Source organism: Candidatus Goldiibacteriota bacterium (assembly GCA_016937715.1).
Taxonomy (GTDB): domain Bacteria; phylum Oederibacteriota; class PGYV01; order PGYV01; family PGYV01; genus PGYV01.
This window is the reverse complement of the sequence record JAFGWA010000028.1, coordinates 1-26,067: the sequence shown is the minus strand read 5'-3', so window position 1 is coordinate 26,067 and position 26,067 is coordinate 1. Positions and strand designations below refer to the sequence as shown.

Below are 26,067 nucleotides of genomic sequence, written 5' to 3'. Positions count from 1 at the left end.
GCCTCCTTTTTACATATAGCTGAAGCCGGCCGCGGAATTCTCCTGCGCGTCTTCAAGCAGTTTATTTACTATCCGGTCAAAAAGCTGCTGGCTGCCTTTATACAGCACGTGAGCGATACGCGCTCCGCCCGCCCTGTCATGCACGGGAAACCCGCACCTGACCAGCGGTATGTTCAGTTTTCTTGAAATTTTGTACCCTTTGCTGCTGCCTATCATAATTTTAGGTGATATTTTTTTTACAGCCTGTTCTATCAATTCAAAATCCGCGTCTTCAAGCACCGTTATTTCCTTTGCATCAAAATCAGGAATGGCTTCACGCAGAAGATTTTCAAGTTTTCCCGCCGGCGCGCCTGACGCGCATACAGAAGGTATCATTCCTATTTCATCAAGAAAAGCAGCCATGGAAACCACAAGGTCTTCTTCGCCAAAAACAGCAGCTTTTACGCCAAAAACATATTTATGGCCGTCCACATATGAATCTATAAGCCTGCCGCGTTCTTTCAGATATTTATCCGGGATCTGCTTGCCTGCGGCTTTTTCAAGCTCTTCCATAAACAAATCTGTGGCCTTTACGCCGATAGGCACGGGCAGTGACGCCCTTTTTACCCCGAATTCTTTTTGCAGGTATTTTCCCGCTGTCTCACCCTGTCCGGCAGAATTACCCAGTTCAATTGTGACAGCCGCATTTGCAGTATCTGTCAGCGCTTCAAGCGGCGTACCGCCCGGCGGAAGAAGTTCGTATCCGCCCCACTGCCCGGCGTCCAAAGTTTCAGAGTAATCCGGAAACAAGGTATACCGCAGGCCAAAAACTTCAGCTGTTTCTTTTATATTGCGCAGATCTTCCGGGGAGAGCATTCCCGGAAATATATTCACGGAATCATTTTTTGTCCCTTTTTTCGCAAGCGCTTCCACCGTTTCCCTGACCGCCGATACAAACCCGTCGGCATGCGTACCTTTATAAGCGGCAGTGGAAACTTTTATCAGCACAGGCAGGCCCTGCCCTGCCCTTTCTTTTTTATAGTCATGCAATATGCGCCCCGCATCATCGCCTATGGTCTCTGAAAGGCAGGTAGTGGCCACGCCGATAAGCGCGGGCCTGTATTGTTTTATAAGATTATCCAGACCCTGCATTAAAGTAAAAGATCCGCCAAAAATGGCTGTGTCTTCAGAAAAACTTGACGATGCCACATCAAGAGGTTCCTTATAGTGGCTTATCATGTACCGCCTTATGTAAGTGGCACAGCCCTGCGAGCCGTGCAGAATGCATACAGCACCCTCTATCCCTTTAAAAGCCAGCACCGCTCCAAGAGGGGAACATAATTTGCAGGCATTTGTAACAGCTGCAGGCGCTTCTTTAGTTTTCATGGTCTGCTCCTTTTCTGTCCGAAAGTATCATTTCTTAGAACCAGTTTCCATACCGGGCTCATAACAGACGAATACACTTCCCCGGCAAAATTCAGCATTCCCGCATATCCGGCAAGCGGAATTTTTCTTTCGTGATTATGGTCGCAGAAGCCTATTCCAATTTTATAGGCGATGGGCCTTTCTTTAACGCCTCCTATAAGCACATCCGCTTTTTTTTCCGTTATATACCGTGACAGTTCCTGCGGGTTCGCGTCATCTATAATTATCGCGCCGTCATCACATATTTTTTTAAGGTCCTCGTAGTCTTCTTTATTTCCCGTCTGGGAACCGGCAAGCACCACATCCATGCCCAATACCCTTAAGGCCTTTATAAGCGAGAACGCCTTAAACGCCCCTCCCACATATAGCGCCGCTTTTTTACCGCTAAGCGCTTTTCTGTACCTTAGCAGCCCCGGCATAATGGCGTCCATTTCATCTTTTACAACCATCCCGGCGCGCTCATTTATTTCCGGGTTTTTTTCAAAAAAAGCCGCGACATCATACAAAGCAGAGGTCATGTCATCAAGCCCAAAATAAGATACCCTGATAAAAGGGATGTTGTATTTTTTTTTCATTATTTCCGCAAGATAAGTCATGGAGCCGGCGCACTGTACAACATTCAAAGCCGCGCCATGGGCCCGTTTTAAGTCCGCGACCCTTCCGTCGCCGGTAATTACGGCATTCACGTTGACACCCATACGGGTATAATAATCCTTAATAATCCACGCCTCTCCCGCAAGGTTAAATTCCCCAAGAATATTTATACTGTAAGGCGCAATCATTGATATATCACCGGTGCCCACAAGTTTTGCTATTGATTCACACGCGGCTTTATAACCGTCTTTCTTTGTACCTTTAAATCCGGCAGAATCAACATTAATAACCGGTATCTTTTTTTCTTCAGAAAGTTTTTTACAGACAGCTTCAACATCATCTCCAATAAGCCCCACGATACAGGTGGAGTATATAAAAGCCGCTTCCGGTTTATGTTTGTCAATCAGCTGCGATGCCGCTTTATAAAGTTTTTCCGCGCCGCCGTAAATCACGTCTATTTCCCTTAAGTCCGTGGAAAAACTGTGCCGGTTAATCACCGGTCCGGACGACATAGATCCGCGTATATCCCAGGTATAGGCCGCGCAGCCTATTGGGCCGTGGACCAGATGAAGCGCGTCCGTTATAGGGTAAAGCACCACCCTGGAACCGCAAAAAACACAGGCGCGCTGGCTTACCGCACCGGAAGTGCTCTTCACACCGCAATTTAACTTAAAGGCATCTTTGCCCTTTTCAAAAACCTGGCCTCTGCGTCCTTCAAGTATTTTAAGTTTTTCCACGGCGTGAACTCCATTGTTACATTATTTTACCGCCTTACATAACCAGTTCAAACTTTTCTTCAAGCGCATCCCTGTCCTGCCTGTCAAGCAGCGCGTTTAAGATATTTTCCAGAAGCCTCATCGCCCCGCGATAGCCTACGCATGGGTTATACTGGTGTCCCACCCTGTCATATATGGGAAAACCAAATCTGATAAGCGGGATATCCTCATCGCGCGAGATATATTTAGAGTAGGAATTTCCTAAAATCAAATCCACTTTTTCATTTTTAATCAGCTGGTGGAAGTAAAAATAATCCCCGCCTTCTTTAACGTTTACATCTTCCCCGGCTGCTTCTCTAATTCTTTTTTCAAACTTTTTTCCCGATGTGCCGGTCACCACATGTCTGACCTTCATTCCGATATCAGTCAGAAATCCTGCCAAAGAAACCATCTGGTCCGGGTCGCCTATAAGCGCCGCTTTTTTCCCGGCAAAATACTGCTGCATGTCAGTGATAACATCCACTGCCTGCCCTCTTTCTGTCTTTATCTCTTCGGAAACACTTACCCCGCCCAGGATTCTAAGCCTGTCAACAAACTCGTCCGTGGCCTTTATTCCAATAGGAAGCTTTAAAATTTCACACGGGACTTTGCATTTTGTATCAAGCGCTTTTGCGGCCGGACCCGACGCGATAGGGCCCAGAGCTATTGTGGCTTTCGAATCCCCGGCTTTTATCAGGTCTGGTATCTTTGTGCCGCCGGACGGGTACATATCATATTTTCCGGTCTGCGGCCCATTTAATACGTTTGAAGTATCCGGAAACACGATTGTTTTAATCCCCATTTCCGAAGCAATCCTTTTAATTTCTGACATATCCGAAGGCTCCACATACCCCGGAATTATATTTATTGTGTTTGTTTTATGTCCGGTATTTACCGGGAAAGCGTCCACAATCCCTTTCACCATATTGGCAAACCCCGTGACATGCGACCCCACATAACTTGGCGTATTTGCTTTTATCACATATTTGCCGTCAGGCACCTTTCCTTCTTCCTTGGCTTTATTGGTTATTTGCGTCAGATCGTCGCCGATAGTCTCTGACAGGCAGGTTGTGTGAACAGCTATTACATCGGGATTATATATTGTAAAAATATTGTTAATAGCCTCCAGCAGATTGGCCTGCCCTCCAAAAACTGATGCCCCTTCAGTAAAAGAACTTGTGCCTGCCATTACAGGTTCTTTATAGTGTCTGGTAAGCGCGCTTCTGTGATACGCGCAGCAGCCCTGCGAACCATGGCTGTGCGGCAGGCATTTATGTACTCCCAGCGCGGCGTACATGGCGCCGACAGGCTGGCATGTCTTTGCCGGATTTACCGTTAAAGCCGACCTTTCCTTTATTTCTTTTGGTGTATGCCTAAGTAACATGATAGAGCCTCCTGTAGAATTTAATTTATACTGCCTGGTCGCACGCGTATGTCGCGGTTAATTCCGGACTGTCATCCCATGGCGCTTTTACCAGGGACCAGACTTTTGTATTTATCATTTTGTCGATATCCCTGTAAAAATTTATAGCGCCCTGAAATCCCGCATAAGGCCCGCCGTAATCATAGCTGTGAAGCTGTTTCATGGGGATTCCATATTTCTGGACCACGTATTTTTCCTTAACTCCGGCACAGAATATATCCGGATGAAATTTTTCTATAAGCACTTCCATTTCGTGATGATTAAGGTCGTCTATAACCAGCGTCTTCGGATCCATATCGGGCATCATGCCTTCATAATTCTTGAATTTAAACTCATCTCCAAGGCGCTTTCTGTCCGCTTCCGTAAGCCTGTCCCTGTATTTTTCCGGATCCGCTGTAACTTTCAGTTCCTCTATATTGCGGCTGTCGGCATCCACTTTAATTGACGGAATAACCTTGCGCCCCTCGTAATCGTCGCGGTGGGCAAACTCATATCCCGCGGCTATTGTCTTCATTCCAATTTCTTTAAAAATATCCTGATAATGGTGGGCGCGCGAACCGCCTACAAACATCATGGCAGTCTTGCCCGCGCATCTGGACGCCACATCATCACGCACCCGCGCAACCTCTTTCATTTCTTCAGCGATAACTTCTTCCACTTTATCCATCAGTTCCTTATCGCCGTAGTATTCCGCTATCTTACGCAGTGATTTCGCGGAAGCTTCAGCGCCTATAAAATTGACCTTGAACCACGGTATCCCGTACTTTTTTTCCATCATCTCGGCAAGATAATTAATTGACCTGTGGCACATAACCACATTAAGGTCGGCGGTGTGCGCGCTGGCAAACTCTTCATATACGGAATTTCCGCTGAAAGAAGAGTGCAGCGTCAGGCCGGCCTTTTCAAATATCCTCTCTATTTCAAAAGCATCTCCGCCAATGTTATATTCACCAAGTAAATTAACCTTATATTTGCCTTCCTTGGGTTCGTCAATTAAACCCACCACATCGGTAAAAACCTTATTATTGGCAACATGATGCCCCGCCGACTGGCTGACACCTTTATACCCTTCACAGGAAAAACCAAATATATTGATGCCGGGATATTTCGCTTCCATTTCCCTGGCTACAGAATGGACATCATCGCCGATTAAACCAACCGGACAGGTTGAAAATATACCGATTGCCTTTGGATTAAACAACGCTATGGCTTCTTCTATGGCTTTTTTAAGTTTCTTTTCGCCGCCGAATATTATCTGCTCTTCCTGCATATCCGTAGACAGCGCGTAAGGCATAAAATTTGTATCTTCCCCTGTAGCCGGCCTGGTCTGATTCCTTCTTGTCGCCCAGCTGTAGAATCCGCAGCCTATAGGGCCGTGGGTAATCTGCAGAATATCCCTTGTAGGCCCAAGTACAACACCTTTGCATCCGGCGTAAGAACAGCCCCTCATGGTAATTATTCCGGGGATAGTCCTTACATTAGCCATAACTTCCGGAACCTGTTCTTCCGGACCGACTTCATTTATGACTATCTGTTTTGACCTCTTCCTGGCGACTTTCGCGGGAAAACAAGCCACAAGTTCCATAGCCGCTTCTTCAGGTTTAAGCTCAGGTTTCTTTTCCATTATGATTCTCCTTTTTGTCATTTGGCGCCGGCGTCATTTCTAAATTTCGTCCAAAACCGCGTCGCCGTCTTCCGCGGTTCTTACCCTGTAAGCATTCAAAACATCTGACACAAATATTTTTCCATCTCCGGACTTGCCTGTTTTATTTACAGTTATTATGGTCTCTACCGCTGTCTTTACAAGTTTGTTAGGAATAACAGTTATAAGCATCCTTTTTGGTATCAGGCGCTGGCTTTGCCCAAGCTGAGAAATTGCCTCTTCATAACCTTTTTCAGCACCGCTTAAAGCTTTAAAATCCACCATACCTTTTCCACGACCCAGAACATCCCTGGCAGTCATAGAACTTATACCGGCTTCGCTAAGCGCTTTTTTGGTCTTATTCATCATATTCATCCGGACTATAGCCATAACTTCTTTCATAATCAGGCTCCTTTTACCGTTTCGGCATCCGCTTCCTTTATGCCGGAGCTTACGGTGTAGACTTCCTCCACTTTTGAAACAAATATCTTGCCGTCGCCAAAAGAACCCTTTGTGCCGGTCCTTGCCGTATCCATTATGATTTTAAGAATGAAATCCTTGTCCTTGTCCGGCATTACCATGATTAACATTTCTTTTGGTATTTCATCATAAGTAACTTCTCCAATCTTAATCCCGCGCTGCTTGCCGCGCCCCACCACATTTAACTTTGTTACCGCCGGATAGCCCGCTTCCATAAGCGCTTCCAGCACCGCATCGGTTTTTTCCGGCCTTATTATCGCTTTAATTTTTAACATCGTAAAACCTCCTTAGGATTTTTTTAATTTGCTATTCCATACGCTATCAGCAGCGCTTCAAGTTCTTCGGTGTTCATGGGCTTTGGAACTACAAGCATTTTGTTTCCGTCAATTTTTTTAGCAAGCCGTCTGTATTCTTCCGCCTGCACATGCTCCGGATCAAACTCTATTACAGTCTTTCTGTTTATTTCGGCTTTCTGCACCATGTTATCGCGCGGCACAAAATGAATAAGCTGTGTGCCAAGTTTCTGGGCAAAAGCATCCATCATTGCCAGCTCATTGTCCACCTTGCGGCTGTTGCATATTATCCCTCCCAGGCGGACGCTTCCACCTTCGGCAAACTTCACAATACCCTTGCATATATTATTGGCCGCGTACATTGCCATCATTTCGCCGGAACATACAATGTATATTTCTTCCGCCTTTCCTTCGCGTATCGGCATTGCAAAACCGCCGCATACCACATCACCCAAAACGTCATAGAAAACATAATCAAGCGCTTCCGACGGCGCGTAAGCACCAAGCTGTTCCAGGAGATTAATTGAAGTGATTATTCCCCGTCCGGCGCATCCCACTCCCGGCTCCGGGCCCCCGGATTCCACGCAGATAGTGTTTCTGTATCCCGGCTTGCGTATATCTTCAAGTTCTACATCTTCCCCTTCATTCCTTAACGTATCCAGAACAGTTTCCTGATGCAGCCCGCCAAGCAGCAGCCTTGTTGAATCTGCTTTTGGGTCACATCCCACGACCATTACTTTTTTCCCCATCTCGGCCAATCCCGCCACAGTATTCTGGGTGGTAGTGGATTTCCCGATACCGCCTTTTCCATAAATCGCTATTTTCCTCATTTCTCCGCTCCTTCTTAAACGAATTTTAAACCACATAACTGTAAATAGCATTTATCGTGCCATATACAACAAATATAAAAACCCCTATTTTGCTGGCTTTTATATCAAAAAAAACAATTTAATTAATCCGCAATCCTACATTTGTGTAATACGAGAAATAAAAAATACTTTAATGTGGTATTTTAAGAATGACATAAAGAAACGGCTTGGAATCGCAGAAATTCTGCAGGAATGTAAGCACGAAAAGTAAAAATTAGAAAAACAAAATACCGGACAGCCGGCAAGTATAGCACACAGAAAAAGAACCAAAGGCCGGAAGAATAGCGCGGCACACAGACAATATTAATCACACCGTAAATTGCGCGTGAGTTTTTATTATAAAAAATTTTGATGTATAAAAATAAAAAAACCGCGGTTTTAACACCCGCGGTTTTTTTATTTAACGGCAAAGGGCAGTAGTCACTTTAGGAGAAGGGTTTCCCCTTGCCGTTTTTAATTTTTCTACATAATTATCCTATAGCTTTGGTTCCTTTTTCTTCTGTCCTTATCCTTACGCACTCTTCCAGAGGAAGAATAAATATTTTCCCGTCGCCGGTCTCGCCTGTCTTAGCGCCGGCTACTATCGCTTCAACAGCCGGTTCTACAAATTTGTCATTCACTGCTATTTCCAGGCGCAGCTTGCGGAGAAGGTTTCCGGTTTCCCTTATTCCGCGGTAAACTTCGTTTACGCCCATCTGCCTGCCGTGGCCAAGCACTTCGCTTACAGTCATAAGATTTATGTCTTTTTTGTAAAGCGCCTGTTTTACTTCTTCCAGCCTGTACGGCTGAATTATCGCTATTATCAGTTTCATATCATCCTCCTTTTGTTATTCAATCAGTGTGTATGCCCTTTCATTGTGCTCGGACAGGTCAACCCCGATATTTTCGTCTTTCTCTTTTATCCTTACACCCATGGTTAAATCTATTAACTTAAAGATTACAAACGTTCCCACAAAACTGTAAGCCATTGTTGCTACAACCGAAATTAACTGAATCATAAACTGCTTTGGATTGCCGAACATTGTGCCTGTGCCAAGCGCGTTAACAGCCGGATTTGCAAGCACGCCTGTTAAAAGCGCGCCCACCATTCCGCCCACACCGTGCACTCCGAAAGCGTCAAGCGAATCGTCGTACTTGAATATTCCTTTTACTATGCTGACTGCCACAAAACAAACTCCTGCCACAGCCGCGCCTATAATAATCGCGCCGGTCACATCCACAAACCCCGAAGCAGGTGTTATTGCCACAAGCCCCGCCACAGCGCCCGATACTGTGCCAAGCACAGTCGGTTTGCCGCTGTAGAACCATTCAATTACAGCCCATGTTAAAGCCGCAGCTGCTGCAGCCGTGTTTGTTACCACAAAAGCGTTTGCCGCAAGGCCGTTAGCGCCAAGAGCGGAACCCGCGTTAAACCCGAACCAGCCGAACCATAAAAGCCCCGCGCCAAGAACCGTAAAAGGCATGTTGTGCGGTATAGGCCCAAGCGTACCGGTATTTTTTCTTTTTCCTATTACAAGAGCTGTAACCAATGCCGCGATACCAGCGTTTATGTGAACAACCGTGCCGCCCGCAAAATCAAGCGCGCCCATGGCACCTAACCAACCGCCCTTTCCCCATACCCAGTGGCATACAGGGTCATAGATAAACGTGGACCACAGAACCGTAAATAAAAGGAAAGAAGAGAATTTTATCCTTTCAACAAAAGCTCCAAAGATCAGAGCCGGAGTGATTATGGCGAACATTGCCTGGAAAATCATAAACGCAAGGCCGGGAATGTTGGAAGCGTAATTGCTGCCTTCCTGCCCCACACCGTTTAACATAAAGTGCTGGAAGCCGCCTATAAATTTACCGCCTTCTCCGAAACTTAAACTGTATCCGATTATTACCCACTGAAGGCTTATAACCGCAAGCGTTATAAACGCCTTCATAAGAACGCTTAACACATTTTTCTTTCTTACCATTCCGCCGTAAAAGAACCCCAGTGCCGGAGTCATAAGCATTACAAGCGCCGCGCTTACAAGCACCCATGCGGTGTCGCCGGCGCTTATGGCAGGCACGGCTTCTTCCGCGAACGCGGGAATGCTGAACAACCCAAGCGCTGCCGTGATAAACCCAATTAGCTTTTTCATTTTATTTTCTCCTTTTATAGTATTAGAAACCGTAAGCTACGCTTAAAGATCCAAAACCGTCATTTTCATATTGTTCATCAAGCGCAAGCTGGTATGAACCTGACAGCGTGGCGCTGAATTTATCAAGGGTATACGTCACACCAAGCGTTCCAAGAACAACTGACAGCGACTTTTCATAGCCCCACTGTCCAAAATTGTATCCGCCCGTAACAGAAGCATAAGGCTCAAACGCTTCCAGTTCAATACTGTGTGATATTCCGGCTTCAAGATATCCGCCCGCTCCAAATGTCGGGTCATAAAAGAACTTTACATATGGCGCTGTAACAACATCCGCTGAAACGGTTCCAAATACTTCAGTGTCATTATTTGCCGCCGGATCCGCGTAGGGAAAAGTATAGATTGTAAAACCCGCTCCAAGGCTTATGATATCAAGCCCGGGAAGTGTTTCACTGTAGCTGAAAGTATAATCGCTTTCAGAGTACTTTGCCGCATCCACATCATAACTTCCCCAGTAACCAAATGACAGATTGCCAAGGTTAAGGTTAAATCCGGGCTGAATTGCAAATCCTTCACTTAACTGCTGCCCTCTCCATAAATACTTTGAAACACCTGCCGTGTAAATGTCAGCGCTAAAGTCTGCCGCAACTGCCGAAAAAGAAAAGAACGAAAGTACAAGAACCATTACCGCGAGAATTTTTTTCATCTTAGTCCTCCTTGAAGTTTTTTTTGACCCGGGTTCATGACGTCCGTGCCATAACCCTTAATTAGCATAAGTCGTGCCACATATTCAACCATTAAATTTGTATTATTTATAAAGGTTTTTTGTCATTCGTAAAAAGCACGTGATTAATTATTAATCACTTATGTGTTATCTGGTTAATTATTAATCATTTCAAAGGGGATGCAGCAAACAGATTAGATGCTTGGAAGCATGACAATAACAGAATAAATTCAAACACGGTTTTGCATTATATTGTAGATGTGTGATATATTACGCATTGCCTTTTAAACCGGACAATTAAAAAACAAAATCAAAGGCGAGACGCAATATATTGCGTCTCTACGTTAATACATAAATAATAATACAAAAACAAGATCAAAACCAAGACGCAATATATCGCGTCTCTATGTTAAAACATAAACAATTAATCAAAGTCTAAAATAAAAAAGCCGCGGGCATCAGCGCCCGCGGCAAAAAGAACAAAAACGACAGTAAAGAGAGGCAGTGAAGCAGGAGAAGCTTTCTCTTTACTGCGTTTATTTTTTTGTACTTAACCTATAGCTTTACTTCCTCTTTCTTCTGTCCTTATCCTTACGCACTCTTCCAGCGGAAGAATAAATATTTTTCCGTCGCCTGTCTCGCCTGTCTTTGCCCCGGCAACTATCGCCTCAACAGCCGGCTCTACAAATTTATCGTTTACGGCTATTTCCAGGCGCAGTTTACGCAGAAGGTTCCCTGTTTCCCTTACTCCGCGGTATACTTCATTAACGCCCATCTGCCTGCCGTGCCCAAGCACTTCACTTACAGTCATTAAATTAATGTCATTCCTGTAAAGCGCCTGTTTTACCTCTTCCAGCCTGTACGGCTGTATTATTGCCACTATAAGTTTCATATCGCCTTCCTTTCTTTATTCAATCAGCGTATACGCCCTTTCATTATGTTGTGACAAATCCACTCCTATATTTTCGTCCCTCTCTTTTAATCTTACGCCCATTAAAAGGTCAATTACCTTAAAAATTATAAATGTCCCTATAAAACTGTATACAATGGTTGCACCAACCGCCGCGGCCTGTATAACCAGCTGTTTGGGGTTGCCAAACAAAAGGCCGGTGCCAAGCGCGTTTACAGCCGGATTTGCAAATACACCTGTTAACAACGGGCCTATCATTCCGCCCACACCGTGCACGCCAAACGCGTCAAGCGAATCATCATATTTAAATTTCATTTTTATAATACTTACCGCCACAAAACATAACATAGACGCGATAACCCCTATTATTAAAGCCGCGCCTGCGTCCACAAATCCGGCAGACGGGGTTATTGTGGCAAGCCCGGCGATAGCTCCTGATACGGTTCCAAGCATCGTCGGCTTCCCGTTGCGTATCCATTCAATAACGGCCCATGTTACCGCTGCTGAAGACGCGGCCATATTTGTGGTTACAAAAGCATTGGCCGCGATTCCGTTCGCGCCAAGCGCCGAACCCGCGTTAAACCCAAACCAGCCAAACCATAAAAGCCCCGCGCCAAGCACCGTAAAAGGAAGATTATGAGGTATGGGCCCAAGCGATTCTGTACCTTTTCTTTTACCAATAACAAAAGCCGTAACCAAAGCCGCAATGCCGGCGCTTACATGTACAACTATACCGCCGGCAAAATCAAGCGCGCCCATTTCTGCCAGCCATCCGCCTTTTCCCCATACCCAGTGGCAGATAGGGTTATAAATAAAAGTTGCCCATAAAACCGTAAATAAAAGAAAAGATGAGAATTTCACCCTTTCCACAAAAGCGCCAAAAATTAAAGCCGGTGTGATTACAGCGAACATCGCCTGAAATATCATAAAAGCCAGGCCCGGAATGTTAGGCGCGTAATTACTGCCTTCCTGGCCGACGCCGTTTAACATAAAGTGGCCAAACCCCCCTATAAAACCGTTGCCTTCGCCAAAACTTAAACTGTAGCCTATTACCATCCACTGCATACTGATAACAGCAAGCGTAATAAACGCTTTCATAAGAACGCTTAAAACATTTTTCTTTCTTACCATCCCGCCGTAAAAGAACCCCAGTGCCGGCGTCATAAGCATTACCAGTGCTGCGCTCATTAATACCCAGGCGGTATCAGCGCCGTTAATACCGGATCCTGCCGCAGATGATACTTCTTCGGCAAATAAAGAAACACCCGCACCCATAAAAACAGCCATAATAATAAACATAAGCCTTTTCAATATACATAACCTCCATAAATAATACTTTTTAGCATGCAACTATTCAAAATATAAGCAAAACCCATGCCACTTGTATATATACGGGGTTATAAGCATTTTTGATATTTTAGGATATGAAAATCTGATTAGTTTTTAATCAGGAGGAAAGCATAGCGCATTAAGTTATAGGCAGTTAAGCAATAGATAACAAACAGAGTGTTGTTTTTTCAAATTTCGCTATTGCTTAATACGCAAAAGTGCTATATTTTTAATTCTTACAGCCCGTACTCTTTCATCTTTGCCTTAAGAGTGTTTCGGTTTATTCCAAGCATTTCAGCGGTTTTAGACTTATTATAATCCGTTTTAATAAGTATTTCTTCCATAAGCCTTCTTTCTATTCCGCCTATCACTTTCGCGTAAATCTCCCCTTCATGGGCTTTATATATCTCACTGTCTAAATACCCTTTTATACCCGAATCTTCTTTTTCTGTCTTTCTCTCTGAATTTATAGAATCCGGAACAAGCGATATATCAATCAAATTTCCCTTTGACATTATAACCGCGCGTTCAAGCGCGTTTTCAAGCTCCCTGATATTACCGGGCCATTCATATGACACAAACATATCTTCGGTTTTTTTATCCAGCCCCATTACGTTTTTACCATACATTTTATTGAACTTTTTTATAAAAAAGTCCGCCAGCAGGGGTATATCGTCTTTTCTTTCCTTCAGCGAAGGCAATTTAACATTTATCACATTAAGCCTGAAATATAAATCACTTCTGAACTTTCCTTCAGCGGACAGTTTTTCAAGATCCCTGTTGGTGGCTGATATTATCCTTATATCCACCTTTACAGGTTTTTCGCTTCCCAGCGGCTCTATCTCTTTTTCCTGTATCGCGCGCAGCAGCTTGCTCTGCAGGTGAAGCGGTATTTCGCCCACTTCATCCAGAAAAAGCGTGCCGCCGTCCGCTATTTCAAACCTTCCTTTTTTTCTTGCAGCCGCGCCTGTAAACGCGCCTTTTTCATACCCGAAAAGCTCCGATTCAAGAAGGTTTTCCGGTATCGCCGCGCAGTTTACGCTTATTATTTTTTTGTCCGCCCTATCGCTTAAAAAATGCACCACTTTTGCTATAAGTTCTTTTCCTGTGCCCGTCTCTCCTGTTATTAAAACAGGCGCCATAGTTCCCGCAACAGTTTTTACCTGTTCCATCACTTTTCTTATTATTTCATTCTTGCCCACTATATTCTTTACGCTTGATTCGGTCTTAAGCTCTTTTCTTAATTCTGTATTTTCATCAATAAGTTTTTTTGTGGCTTCTTCCTGCCTTTGATGGCTTCTTACCCTGTACGCCAGAAGCGACGCTAAAAGCGTAAGCGTGTCTGTAATATCGTCAAAATTTTCCGCGTCGGAAAACTTTCTTTCCACCGCGATTACGCCAAGCACGTTTGCCCCGGCCTTAATGGGCGCGGCAATAAAAGATATCTGCCCCATTCCCGAACGCTGAATCTTTAACCGGTTAAGAAACATCCCCTCTTTTTCAACATCGCGCACGCCGATTGTCTGCCCTTTTAAAACAGCATTGCCAATAACACCTTCGCCTATTTTATAAATACCTTTTTTCATTGCTTCGCCGCTTATTTTATATCCCGCTTCCACTTTAAGTGACGACGGGTCGTCCTTATCAAAAAGCACAAACATACCCCTTAAGATATCCATTTTTTCCTTTAACACTTCCATGATGCTGTCAAAGATAGCCGTTAAATCATCGCCGGCTTCTATGATATTAAAAGTTTCTATAAGGACTTCCTGCAGCATCATTTTCGAATGAAGCCTGTCTCCCATTTCCTGGCGTATTATAATCTGCGCCGCAAGTTCCGATACCATAGTTAAAAGCTCCAGGTCTTCTTCGGAAAACGCGTCTTCTTTATTGCTGTCAATACTTATGACGCCTATAATCTCATTTTCCGACCTTATCGGCACCGCAATTTCTGACAGCAGCCCTTCTGTTACCGCCACGTATAACGGGTCCTGCCTGGTATTATTCACAAGCTTTGGCAGCCCGCTCTGCGCCGCCCAGCCGGTAATTCCTTCGCCTATCTTTAACTTGGTACGGTGCGCTATCTTTTCATCTATCCCTTTAAACGCTATTATGTCCAGCACGCCTTCTTCTTTGTTTGTCAGCATAACGCTTCCTGTTTTAGCGCCTGTTAACACAAGGCACCGTTCCAGGATAAGTTCAAGAAGTTCGTTTGTGGTATGCGCCTTGTTCATTTCAACGGCAATGTAATGAACAAGCTTAAGCTTGTTAATCCTTGCTTCCAGCCCTGCCTGCAGGGATAGATCTGACTTTTTTATCATTTTGCTTCTCCTGTTTATGCCTTACCTAAAATAATATATAACAAAATTTAACCACTTTCAACACATTAATGGTTATTTTTTAACCACTTTAACAATTATATTTCCATCTTTCCCCTTTATCTGCTACAATTACCTTACGGCACACAATTTGCTTATATCATATTGAGAGATAAAATTAATTAAACTTAAATAAAGAGGTGTAATTATGGCAAAGAAAAAAGCATTAAAGAGTCCTAACCCGGCTGATTGTTTTGGGGAGAATGTCTTTAACGAAAAGAAGATGAAAGCCCTTCTGTCTCCTGCGGTTTTTAAGGAACTTAAGAAAACCCTGGACTTTGGCTTTCCCATGTCAAAATCAACCGCGGACGCGGTGGCAACAGCGATGAAAGACTGGGCAATAAACCGCGGCGCAACCCACTACACACACTGGTTTCAGCCTTTAACCGGCATTACCGCCGAAAAGCACGACAGTTTTATCACCCCGGTCGCGGACGGCACCATTAAAATGGAATTTTCCGGCAAGCAGTTAATTCAGGGCGAACCTGACGCTTCATCATTTCCGTCAGGCGGCTTAAGGGCTACTTTTGAAGCGCGCGGCTATACGGCGTGGGATCCTACTTCACCGTGCTTTTTAAAAGAAGACGCGGAAGGCGACCTTACACTTTACATCCCCACAGCTTTTTATTCATACACCGGCGTCGCGCTTGATAAGAAAATTCCCGTACTTCGCTCAATGGAAGTGGTTTCCAAACACGCTTTAAGGCTTTTAAAAGCCCTTGGCAATACCACAACAAAAAAAGTTACACCCACACTTGGGCCTGAACAAGAATATTTTTTAATTGAAAAAGAGTACTTTATGTCCAGAATGGATCTTATAATGACAGGCCGCACGCTTTTTGGCGCGCCCCCTCCCAAGGGACAGGAACTGGAAGACCAGTACTTTGGCTCCATAAAAGACAGGGTGTCTGCCTACATGACAGACCTTGACCAGGAACTTTGGAAACTTGGAGTACTGTCAAAGACAAGACATAACGAAGTTGCCCCCGGACAGTTTGAAAACGCGCCGGTATTTAATACCCTTAACCTTGCCGTTGACCATAACCAGATAGTCATGGATACAATGCAGCGCATAGCATTAAGGCACGGCCTTGTCTGCCTGCTTCATGAAAAACCTTTTAAAGGCGTAAACGGTTCCGGCAAACACAACAACTGGTCTTTAAGCACAGATGACGGACAGAACCTTCTGGAACCCGGAGCGACACCGCATGACAATATGCAGTTTTTAATTTTCCTTGCGGCTTTAATTCAGTCAGTTGACAAACACGCGGATATGCTGCGCGGCACCTGCGCGTCTGCAGGCAATGACCACAGGCTTGGCGCCAATGAAGCCCCGCCTGCTATTATTTCCATTTACTTAGGCGAGCTTCTTTCAGCGGTTCTTGACAAGATAGAAAAGAATGAAAAATTCATCGCGAAAGACGCTTCTTTCCTTCACATGGGCGTTGACCTTCTTCCCCGCTTCCCGCTTGATAATTCGGACAGAAACAGGACATCGCCTTTTGCCTTTACCGGCAACAAGTTTGAATTCAGGATGGTGGGGTCTGCCATGTCATGCGCAAGCCCGAACATAGTATTAAACACCATAGCCGCGGAAGCATTTGATGAATTCGCGACGCGCCTTGAAAAATCCAAGAACGTAAAAAAAGAGGCCTCGGCAATTGTGGCGGAAGTTCTTAAGAACCACAAGAAAGTAATCTTTAACGGCAACGGGTATTCCGCGGAATGGGAAAAGGAAGCCGAAAAACGCGGACTGCCAAATGTTAAGAACTCCGTTGACGCGCACAAAGCATTTACCACCAAAAAAGCAAAAGATATTTTTGCAAAATACGGCGTGCTTTCCAATGAAGAACTTCACAGCAGGTACGAAATTTATATAGAACAGTACGCTAAAATAATCAACATAGAAGGCCAGACAGCATTAAAAATGGCAAAGACACTCTTTATCCCCGCTGTTATAAGATACGCAGAATCACTGTCTGATGCTGTAATTAAAGCAAAACAGGCCGGCGTTTCAACAAAAACGCAGTCACAGCTGTTAGAAGAGGTAACTTTCCTTCTTGAGTCAGCTTCAAAAAAGACAGCAGCACTTGAAGCAGAACTTGGAAAAGCCGCTAAAATAGATGAAACAGTTAAAAAAGCGGAAACTTACAGGGACAAAGTTTTCACTGCTTTTACTTCTTTAAGGGAAGATATAGACGCGCTGGAAACAATAATGCCGGAAGCCGCATGGCCTGTTCCGGTATATTCGGAGATGCTGTTTAACCTGTAAAACAAGCAGTTCAGCGGCTCGGAAGTTCAGCAGCTCGGAAGTTCAGCAGCTCGGCAAGAACAAAGGAACAAGGACAAAAAAGGAAGTAAAACAAGATAAGATATAAAAAATAAAAAACCCGCACCTTAAAAAGTGCGGGTTTTTTATTTTGCATGATTAAGTCTTAACGCGGTTTTGCATTTTACCGTAGAGGCGTAATATATTACGCCTCGCCTTTAAATAAAAGACCTGGACGCAATATATTGCATCTCTACGTTAACAAAAATTACCCGTACAAAAAAATCCGGAACAAAACATCAAAACCTTGGATTTGTAGCCTTTTTTGTTTTAAATATTTCGTCTAACATCTTTTTTGACTCTCCGCCTGAAAGCGCTTCTGCGGCGGAATTATTTCCGGCTTCCACCATTTTATCAAGGACTTCCCGCGATGTATTATCAGCCGTATAAATCTTTGCCATTTCTTCAGTGACCACGGGTTCTATTCTTAAATAGCCCCTCTTCACATTTTTAAGCATATTCCCCATCATATAATCAACAGACGCGGACTGCGCGGTCATAAAAAGCCCCATAAAGTCCATTCCAAAGCTCCAGTCGCGTACTGATTTTAATTGTTTCTTTCTTTTCAGCTCTTCGGCAAAACTTGCTATGGATACTATTTTCACGTTTTTAAACTTTCTCTTTTTGCCGACAAAATATTTATAAGCTTCTGTAAGCCCCATCATAGCCGGATTATTTGCCCACGACCCGCCGTCCACATAGCCGCAGTTTTCCTCACCGGCAAAACACGGAAAATATTCCGGCAGAAAAGTAGGCGCGGCAGAAGAACACGCCACAGCCTGCCACAGTTTAATTCCGCGGTTTTCTTCAAGGTTCCGGTGGTGCGGGGTTTTAAACACCCTTGTCACTCCTTTTGTAACGTTAAACGAGGAGATACACATATAATTACCAGCTTCAGCAAAAGTCTTTTCCCCATATATTTCCCTGTACGCCTTTAAAAGCTCCGCATTGGAATGTTTGCTTGTGAACAGCACCTGTTTTATCTTTCTGAAGAAATCAGTTAAACTGCCCTCCACGTTATAATGGAATATTCCCGGCCCTTTTTCCCTGAAGAACTGCACCAGTTTCACGCCGCTGACGCCCACAGAAAGCGCGGCGCCGGAAATTGCCCCGGCAGAAGTAACGGCAATCAGGTCAAAATGGTCCGCGGCTTTTTTTCCGTAGTGCTGTTCCAGCCTTGCAAGCACGGCAGCAGTATATATTCCAAGCAAACCCCCGCCGTCTAATGCCAGTATTCTGAATTCCTTTTTCATGTTTTCCCTCCCATAAAAAATAACGGTTTAAGCAATTAAGCTGTTAAGCAGAAGCGAGATATTAAAAATGTTCTGGTAGACGCGGGTCTTCAGCCCGCGGCAGTTGTATTGCGCCTTAAAACGAGCCGTATCATGATACGGCTCTACATTAAATAATAAACCACCTCAAAAAAGCAAAAACGCGCGGGCTAAAGACCCGCGTCTACCAATACAAATAAAATCCAAATAAAAAAAGCCCGGCTGCGCTTTAACCACGCAAACCGGGCTTCTATATAACATCAATTACTACCTTAAATTATAGAAATTTGCCCTGCCGTTGTACTGTGCTAAATCACCCAGCTCTTCTTCTATCCTTAACAGCTGGTTGTACTTTGCGATACGGTCGGTTCTGGAGAACGAACCGGTCTTTATCTGTCCCGCGTTAGTCGCGACAGCAATGTCCGCGATTGTCGCGTCTTCTGTTTCACCGGAACGGTGTGATACAACAGCCGTGTAACCCGCGCGTTTTGCCATTTCAATCGCGTCAAACGTCTCTGTAAGCGTGCCTATCTGATTTACCTTGATAAGGATGGAATTGCAGGTATCTGCTTCTATTCCCTTTTTCAGAATAGCCGGATTTGTTACAAATAAATCGTCCCCTACAAGCTGAATTTTCTTTCCCGCTTTATCCGTAAACAGCTTATGTCCTGCCCAGTCGTGTTCTGACATTCCGTCTTCAATTGATATAATCGGGTATTTGCTGATAAGGTTCATCCAGAAATCCACCATCTGTTCTGATGTTAATTCTTCTTTTGTGGATTTTTTGAAGATATACCTTTTTTTAGCCTCATCATAAAATTCAGACGCTGCAGGATCCATTGCTATTGAAATATCAACACCCGGTTTGTATCCGGCTTTTTCAATTGCTTCAACAAGAAGCTGAAGCGGTTCTTCGTTTGATTTGCAGCTTGGCGCGAATCCGCCTTCATCGCCGACCGCCGTGTTATATCCCCTTGCTTTTATAACTGACTTTAAAGCGTGAAAAGTTTCCGCTCCCCATCTCATGGCTTCGCTGAATGACGGCGCGCCGACAGGCATTATCATAAATTCCTGAATGTCCACATTGCTGTCAGCGTGTGCTCCGCCGTTTATTACGTTTGCCATAGGAACCGGAAGCTGTTTAGCATTGAATCCGCCAAGGTAACGGTATAACGGAAGACCATGAAGCTGTGCCGCCGCTTTTGCCGCAGCCATTGAAACCGCAAGAATCGCGTTGGCACCAAGTTTTGCCTTTGTAGGCGTACCGTCAATTTCTATCATCTTTTTATCAAGCCCGGCCTGGTCAGAAACGCTCATTCCCTTTAATTCTTTTGCTATTTTTTCATTAACATTGTCAACGGCTTTTAATACGCTCTTGCCGCCCCATTTTTTCTTGTCGCCGTCACGGAGTTCAACAGCTTCTTTTGTTCCTGTGGACGCGCCTGAAGGCACTGCAGCCCTTCCCATTGTGCCGTCGCTAAGAATTACATCCGCTTCAACTGTAGGATTACCGCGTGAATCTATTACCTGTCTTGCATGTATCCGTTCTATGCAGCTCATTTCACTACCTCCTGTAGATTAATAAAATTGGTTTATTTTACTGCGGTTTTAAACAACGAAGTTAATAATACAACAAAAAATAGGGCAGGTAAAGGGGAAAGTAATGAAAACGAGGGACGGATGCACAGATGCACAGAGGGACGGTAAAATCTTTCCCTCAACCGGAAATCTTTGCAATGATAACGTTATTATATATACTGCCGCGGGCTGAAGACCCGCGTCTACCAATACTAAAACCAGACATTTCAAATCTACAATCATCCGGTGTTCCTTCCGTCCCTCTGACCATCCGACCTTCCGTCCCTCCGGTTCTTATGCCGTCTTCCTTACCACAAGCTCTGTTCTCATAATCTTTTCAAAAGGCTGGGTCCAGGGTTCATTAATGCCCCTTACCGCCATTTCAAACGCCTGCTTACCCATTTCATCAATGGGCTGCCGCACGGTTGTAAGTTCCTGTTCTCCTGACGCTTCCACATCGTCATATCCTATTACCGCGATACGTTCCGGTACGGTTATGCCGTTTTTTCTGGCTTCGTTTATAAAACCCTGTGCCACATAATCGCCCGCGGCCACAAATACCGCGCGCGCTTCATTCATAAACATATACCGAAAAGCCTCTTTTCCGGATTTATAATTATACTCTTCAACCTGAAACTGCATATGTTCCGGAAGTTCAATACCTTTCTCCTTTAAACCCTTTTTAAACCCTTCAAGCCTTTCTCTCTGAGAATCTGCAGTTTCTTTATTTCCGGAAATAAAACCTATGTTAGTGTAACCGCACTGTGCCATATATTTTCCGACTTCATAACCGCCTTTTTCACTGTCAGAAGAAACCTTGTATGTATTATTGCTTTTTCCTTCCACCACCACAGGTACAACCCCGGCTTTTTCCATAAGTGCTTTATGTTCATCATTAAGGTTATAAGCCATTATTATCGCGGCATGTGCCTTTTTTTCATCCGCTATTTTCTTATAAACGTAATCTATCCCGCCTTTTTTGTCCGCCGCCTTAACGGTATAAACAAGCAGGTCATAATCGGAATCATAAGCCCTTGCCTGTATAGCCCAAAGCATCTGCACCGTGTACATATTGCGAAGGCTTGGAACCACTACCGCTATATTTTTTGTTTCAGCCATACAACCTCCTGTTAAATGCCGCGCGTCATTTTTCTCTTCCGGTGCCGCAATATGCTTTTTTCAGTCCTTAAACTTTAGACCCGCCTGCATCACCTTGTGTTCGGCAGTTTCCCCGCCCACGTAGCCTTCGCCGTCAATGTACCAGTGATTTTCTTCTTTTGGTTTTCCGTCACCCTGATCCATTAAAATACGTACATGCCACGCGTCTTTTTCTTCGCCTTTAAATATAACCTTTTTTACTTCAACTGTTTCAAAGTCCATTTTTACTTTACGGTTTATTACAATAGGCCACAGCATCGCCGCGGCTTCTGTTTCCTGATGCCACTTTTCGCCGGCCACAAACGGATACTTAACAAACAAGACCTCTTTTTTTAATACCACGTCATAGCTTAAGAATTTAAAGAGCGGATAAGGGTATCTGATAAGTTTCATATATCCGCCGGTGTCTTCAGTGCGCACAAAAAACCTTACATCAAAACCCGGTACATTATAAAAAAAATAATTCTTACCGTCAATTTTACGCTCTTCCGCTATTACTGCCTTTACTTTAAGGGTCTTTTTTGGCTCCGCTTTAAAATACCCCTCATAATTCCAGCTGCTGTTTACGCTTATCGGGTACCAGTATTCAGCCTTTGTAATTCCGCCAAATATAAGGACTAAAATACACGCCGCCATAATAGTTTTTTTCATAAAACACCACCTTAATTTTTTAAACAATCCATTCTAACGCGGGCTTATTTCTTTTCTTTAGTGATTAGTATTTGTGTTTCAAAGTAATTGCCATAAAAACTTCGTTTTATTTCACTTCCATCGCGTGCTATAAAAACGGCATCTCGCCTTCCCTGCTCCGGTATATTTTCATATTTTATTTTCACCGCATTTGCATTTGCGGGATTTTCCAGCGGTTCATTATCCGGGCCTAAGAATCTTATCTCCGAAACATCTCCACTGCGAAAATAGGAATATTCTTTAATACAAAAATTTAATTTATTGTTATAGACCGGAGCACCATCGATACCAAGGCTGACCATTCTTGCTAATTTTCCCGTCTCATCATATAAATAAAGAAAACCCGCAGAACCATTAAGATCAAGCAGCATGAGATTTTCATTTGCATCGTAATATTTCTCTGACACTTTCCGATTTTGACTGTCATATTCACGTTTAATAATTCCCAGACCATCTTCTCCCGATACAATAGAACCGTCACAATCCATTAAATATTCTTTCAGTATTGACCCATATGAATCTCTTTCTTTAATTGAACGATGTGTTATTAATTCACCCTTTAAATTGTACCTTGCATTCATTAACACCCTTCCTTTGCTATCCATTTTTTTTACTTTACGATTTAAACCGCCCTTTATTTCCACCGGATCTCCCCGCTGATCAAAATAACCCACACTTTCAAACGTGCCTTCGTCTTCATATTCATATTTAACTTCCGCATAGCCAAATTTATTCAACGCTTTTTCACTTTTATCATTAAAGCTGATTAATGATTTAAGCCTGCCTTCATCATCATAATACCTTTTTTGTTTAAATTCTAAATAATCATCAGTAATAAAATTATCTTGTTTATCCATAAATTTCATTTCAGTAACCAAACCTTCTTCGAATTTCATCCAGAATTTGTAGGATCCTCCATTAAAAGGAACTAAATCCCCGCTGTTATTTAGAGCATAACATACCGCCTCATTACCATTAATTAGCATATGCCTATCGTATGAACCGCTATTATCTTTTGTAGGCTGTCCTTTCTCATCATAATATATTCTAACCTCTTCATTATCAGCATATTTAAATTTTATGTTGCACACATTAAAAAACGGATCTTTTGCCGGCTTGCCATCATAAAAATAAGTTATTTCCTTATTTCTTCCCGTATCATCAATAATAAATTCATAACCATGAACCTTCATCACATTATCTTTATCAACTTCATATTTCCCTTCTATGGATGAATACTTGCCGTATTGTGCCGTTGTATAATATTTATACGAATTCGCATAAACACATGAAACGAACAACACAAACATTATTAATAAAACAAATTTAATTTTATTACGTATAATTTTCATTATTTCCCCATAGCCATTTTTCTTAATTTTTCCGGCATTTTTTCTATCGCGTACCTTAGCGCCGTCCTTGGCATTGCGCGCCGGTTAACGTACACAAAATTAAAAACTTCCTTTTGGTGTTTCTTTGACGCTTCCTTTAACGCCCAGCCATAGCCCTTTAACACAAGGCCGTGCGGGTCATTCATCAGCTTTGAGGAAAGCCCGAATATCTCCTTTAAATACATTCCCTTTTTACCGGGCACTATAAACGTAACGCATGCGGCGCGCCTTACTATAAAATTTTTACTGTCTGCCCATTTTAAGATTTTCGGCAGAAGCTCCGGAAACTTAAACAGAAATTCCGCGGCAACGTGCGTGCCAAGAGAATCGCAGTCGCCCCAGTCTTCCAATTCCTCCTTAACCCACCTGCCAACATATCCAAAATGTCTTTTTTCGAATCTTTTTTTCGCCTTCCATATAACTTCAATCCCTGTTTTTCTTACATCGTAAATACCCGAGGAAATAAGCGCGTCCGACAGCTTAAAAATTCCATCTATATCCGTATTTTTTATTTTTTGGTAAATCTCCGCGGCAAGCGCGTTTATTACAGGCAGCCTTGCGCCGATGATTTTTTTGGCATTAACCATAATTGATTTTTCATGAACTTCCCTGTATTTCTTATCCGCGCGTTTGTTAAGGCGGTTTTTGACGGTGTTTACAAGATTTTCAGCGTTCATCGGCTCTCCATTATTCATTTATACACTTATTATTATCCAAAACAGCCGCCCTTTCAATACCTATTTTCTGTACTTATGGTATTAAACAAAGCGCCGGCAGTCAAAAACTGTTTTTAATGGCAGCAGGAACAAAACAGATTCAAAGAACATAAACAGCACCGTCTATATATGGAGTTTTATTATTTAAGCACTATAATCCTGCCCGCTTTAAACCTTTGTATTCCTTTTTCCCCTTCTGCAGTTAATACATAATAATAAGCCCCGTTACTGAGCCCGGCAAGTTTTTTTGCCGGAATACTGACTGTATTTATTCCCGCCTGATTATCCACTTTATATTCAAATTCTTTTATCAGCCTGAAAGAAACAGTGTATAAAAGAAAACGCACTTTATCATGCCTGTATTTGGCGCTATAAGCGCCATTTATACCGGTGTGATTTCCCGGTATAAACGGATTTGGATATATATAAACTTCTTCCCCGGCCACCGGCAGCGCCGCGCTTACAGGCGTGGGAGTGTGCGTGAAAGAAGGGGTATTTGTGTAAGTTGCGGTATGTGTCATCGTGTAAGTATCTGACGGCGTCTGTGTAAAAGTATCCTGAGGGGTGTTTGTCTTTGTCTGCGAATATGTGAAGGTGAAAGTATTTACGGGAGTACTTGTCCCGGTCTGTGAATAAGTCGGGGTAAATGTGTTTTGAACGGTGTCTGTATTGGTGTGCGTGTGTGTTGATGTAAACGTGTCCTGAACGGTATTTGTGTTTGTATGCGTGTATGTGGGGGTATGGGTTGAAGTGGAAGTCTGCGTATAAGTGTACGTATGTGTGTCCGTTTCAGTTGCCGTGGGCGTGAAAGTTAAGACAGCGGTATTAACCCAAACCGGGCAGAGTTCATCAAAAGAAGAACCGCCAATCAAAGCCGCATTTGAGCCGTCTGAATCCGCAATATAAATATCATAATCTCCGCCGGAATTATTTATATAAATAACCTTCTGCCCGTCATCATAATATGCCGGATCATTATCGTCCCCCGCTGACTGCAGCAGCGCCAGCCTTGACGTGCCCGAATAATTCATTGTGTAAATACCATCATCCAAGTCAGCAGGTTCTTTTGAAATAAAAAGTATCTTATCTTCAGCAGGGCTGCACGAAGGATACCAGTCCGGCACCGTGTTATCAGTAAGCCTTGTAATTGCCTGGCCGTCTGATTCCATTATATAGATTTCATCGCTGTCAGCTGCGGCGCCAAGCCTTGAAACAAATACAATGCGGCTTCCGTCACGCGTAAAACAAGGGTCCCACTCTTCGGTTGTGTTCATCAAAGGTGTAAGGTTAAGCTGCCCCGTACCGTCAGATGACATAATAAAAATATCGCCATACCCGTCATCGCGGTTTGATTTAAAAACAATTTTGGAACCGTCCGGCGAATACGAAGGGTCATAATCACTTGCTGTATTGTCTGTAAGCTTTATTACCTGCAGCGTCGCAAGATTAATCTGATATATTTCATTATCTCCGTCCGCGTCGCCGTAAAAGACCGCGTACAAACCGTCCGGTGATACAGACGGGTTTAATTCATTTGCCGGGCTGTTTGTAAGGTTTGTTTCAACCCCTGTTTCAAGGTCACGCGAATATATTTCCCAGTTTCCGTCCCTGTCTGTGGAAAATAATATTTTACCTGTTAACGATATATTCTGCGTTGACGTGGGCGTTGCCGAGTTTGTATAAGTGTGAGTTTGCGTGTATGTGTCTGTCGGGGTGTTTGTTGAAGTGTCTGTCGGGGTGTTTGTTGAAGTGTCTGTCGGGGTGCTTGTTGAAGTGTCTGTCGCGGTACTTGTTGAAGTGTCTGTCGCGGTACTTGTTGAAGTGTCTGTCGCGGTGCTTGTTGAAGTATCTGTCGGGGTGCTTGTTAAAGTGTCTGTCGCGGTGCTTGTTGAAGTGTCTGTCGGGGTATGCGTGAAAGTGGGCGTTGATACAACGCTTCCCGGGAAGTAAAAATCATCAAACCACGCTGTTTTGCCCGCGGTAAGTGTTCCTGTCCGCATTCCTATT

The 26,067-nt window shown here is 43.7% G+C and carries 21 protein-coding genes; 1 reads left to right on the top strand and 20 read right to left on the bottom strand.

The annotated features are described in order from the left end of the window. Window positions 1-9: 9 nt before the first annotated feature. The 13 genes from JXR81_03610 to JXR81_03550 form a co-directional block, all read right to left on the bottom strand. The gene (locus JXR81_03610; protein ID MBN2753937.1) at window positions 10-1,365 is read right to left on the bottom strand and encodes a nitrogenase; all 1,356 of its coding nucleotides are present in this window, start codon (window positions 1,363-1,365) and stop codon (window positions 10-12) included. Continuing rightward, window positions 1,362-2,735: a nitrogenase iron-molybdenum cofactor biosynthesis protein NifE gene (gene nifE, locus JXR81_03605; GenBank protein MBN2753936.1), complete on the bottom strand. Its 1,374-nt coding sequence runs from the start codon at window positions 2,733-2,735 to the stop codon at window positions 1,362-1,364. The genes JXR81_03610 and nifE overlap by 4 nt, the downstream gene beginning before the upstream one ends. A gap of 34 nt (window positions 2,736-2,769) precedes the next feature. After that, window positions 2,770-4,137 carry a nitrogenase molybdenum-iron protein subunit beta gene (gene nifK, locus JXR81_03600; protein MBN2753935.1) on the bottom strand — a complete coding sequence of 456 codons (1,368 nt, stop codon included), beginning with the start codon at window positions 4,135-4,137 and terminating at the stop codon, window positions 2,770-2,772. Window positions 4,138-4,162: 25 nt separating this feature from the next. Next, the gene (gene nifD / locus JXR81_03595) at window positions 4,163-5,800 is read right to left on the bottom strand and encodes a nitrogenase molybdenum-iron protein alpha chain (protein ID MBN2753934.1); all 1,638 of its coding nucleotides are present in this window, start codon (window positions 5,798-5,800) and stop codon (window positions 4,163-4,165) included. A 39-nt stretch (window positions 5,801-5,839) separates the two neighbouring features. Continuing rightward, the gene (locus JXR81_03590) at window positions 5,840-6,220 is read right to left on the bottom strand and encodes a P-II family nitrogen regulator (protein ID MBN2753933.1); all 381 of its coding nucleotides are present in this window, start codon (window positions 6,218-6,220) and stop codon (window positions 5,840-5,842) included. Between the two features lie 2 nt (window positions 6,221-6,222). Next, window positions 6,223-6,573: a P-II family nitrogen regulator gene (locus JXR81_03585; GenBank protein ID MBN2753932.1), complete on the bottom strand. Its 351-nt coding sequence runs from the start codon at window positions 6,571-6,573 to the stop codon at window positions 6,223-6,225. A gap of 23 nt (window positions 6,574-6,596) precedes the next feature. Next, a complete protein-coding gene (gene nifH / locus JXR81_03580; protein MBN2753931.1) occupies window positions 6,597-7,421 on the bottom strand; it encodes a nitrogenase iron protein in 825 nt (274 codons plus the stop codon). A 509-nt stretch (window positions 7,422-7,930) separates the two neighbouring features. After that, window positions 7,931-8,272, bottom strand: coding sequence for a P-II family nitrogen regulator (locus tag JXR81_03575; GenBank protein ID MBN2753930.1), 342 nt, complete (start codon window positions 8,270-8,272; stop codon window positions 7,931-7,933). Window positions 8,273-8,287: 15 nt separating this feature from the next. Further along, window positions 8,288-9,508 carry an ammonium transporter gene (locus tag JXR81_03570; protein ID MBN2753929.1) on the bottom strand — a complete coding sequence of 407 codons (1,221 nt, stop codon included), beginning with the start codon at window positions 9,506-9,508 and terminating at the stop codon, window positions 8,288-8,290. 103 nt (window positions 9,509-9,611) lie between these two features. Then, window positions 9,612-10,292, bottom strand: coding sequence for a hypothetical protein (locus JXR81_03565; protein MBN2753928.1), 681 nt, complete (start codon window positions 10,290-10,292; stop codon window positions 9,612-9,614). A gap of 568 nt (window positions 10,293-10,860) precedes the next feature. Then, window positions 10,861-11,202 (bottom strand): P-II family nitrogen regulator, encoded by a 342-nt coding sequence (locus JXR81_03560; GenBank protein MBN2753927.1) that lies wholly within the window; start codon window positions 11,200-11,202, stop codon window positions 10,861-10,863. A gap of 15 nt (window positions 11,203-11,217) precedes the next feature. Then, window positions 11,218-12,438 (bottom strand): ammonium transporter, encoded by a 1,221-nt coding sequence (locus tag JXR81_03555; protein ID MBN2753926.1) that lies wholly within the window; start codon window positions 12,436-12,438, stop codon window positions 11,218-11,220. Between the two features lie 347 nt (window positions 12,439-12,785). Then, a complete protein-coding gene (locus JXR81_03550) occupies window positions 12,786-14,870 on the bottom strand; it encodes a sigma 54-interacting transcriptional regulator (protein MBN2753925.1) in 2,085 nt (694 codons plus the stop codon). A 205-nt stretch (window positions 14,871-15,075) separates the two neighbouring features. Between JXR81_03550 and JXR81_03545 the strand changes: the two genes are divergently transcribed. Then, the gene (locus tag JXR81_03545) at window positions 15,076-17,199 is read left to right on the top strand and encodes a glutamine synthetase III (protein MBN2753924.1); all 2,124 of its coding nucleotides are present in this window, start codon (window positions 15,076-15,078) and stop codon (window positions 17,197-17,199) included. 296 nt (window positions 17,200-17,495) lie between these two features. Here the strand turns inward: JXR81_03545 and JXR81_03540 are convergent, their stop codons facing one another. The 7 genes from JXR81_03540 to JXR81_03510 form a co-directional block, all read right to left on the bottom strand. Further along, window positions 17,496-18,509, bottom strand: coding sequence for a patatin-like phospholipase family protein (locus tag JXR81_03540; protein MBN2753923.1), 1,014 nt, complete (start codon window positions 18,507-18,509; stop codon window positions 17,496-17,498). A 285-nt stretch (window positions 18,510-18,794) separates the two neighbouring features. Beyond that, window positions 18,795-20,087, bottom strand: coding sequence for a phosphopyruvate hydratase (eno, locus tag JXR81_03535; GenBank protein MBN2753922.1), 1,293 nt, complete (start codon window positions 20,085-20,087; stop codon window positions 18,795-18,797). A gap of 312 nt (window positions 20,088-20,399) precedes the next feature. Next, the gene (locus tag JXR81_03530; protein ID MBN2753921.1) at window positions 20,400-21,224 is read right to left on the bottom strand and encodes a substrate-binding domain-containing protein; all 825 of its coding nucleotides are present in this window, start codon (window positions 21,222-21,224) and stop codon (window positions 20,400-20,402) included. Window positions 21,225-21,284: 60 nt separating this feature from the next. Further along, complete coding sequence (locus JXR81_03525) at window positions 21,285-21,914, bottom strand: hypothetical protein (protein MBN2753920.1); 630 nt, start codon at window positions 21,912-21,914, stop codon at window positions 21,285-21,287. A 44-nt stretch (window positions 21,915-21,958) separates the two neighbouring features. Then, the gene (locus tag JXR81_03520; GenBank protein ID MBN2753919.1) at window positions 21,959-23,305 is read right to left on the bottom strand and encodes a hypothetical protein; all 1,347 of its coding nucleotides are present in this window, start codon (window positions 23,303-23,305) and stop codon (window positions 21,959-21,961) included. Continuing rightward, complete coding sequence (locus JXR81_03515; GenBank protein ID MBN2753918.1) at window positions 23,305-24,039, bottom strand: DNA alkylation repair protein; 735 nt, start codon at window positions 24,037-24,039, stop codon at window positions 23,305-23,307. Before JXR81_03515 ends, JXR81_03520 begins: the two co-directional genes overlap by 1 nt. Before the next feature lie 161 nt (window positions 24,040-24,200). Next, on the bottom strand, window positions 24,201-26,067 hold a 1,867-nt coding region (locus JXR81_03510), incomplete at its 5' end, for a PD40 domain-containing protein (protein ID MBN2753917.1).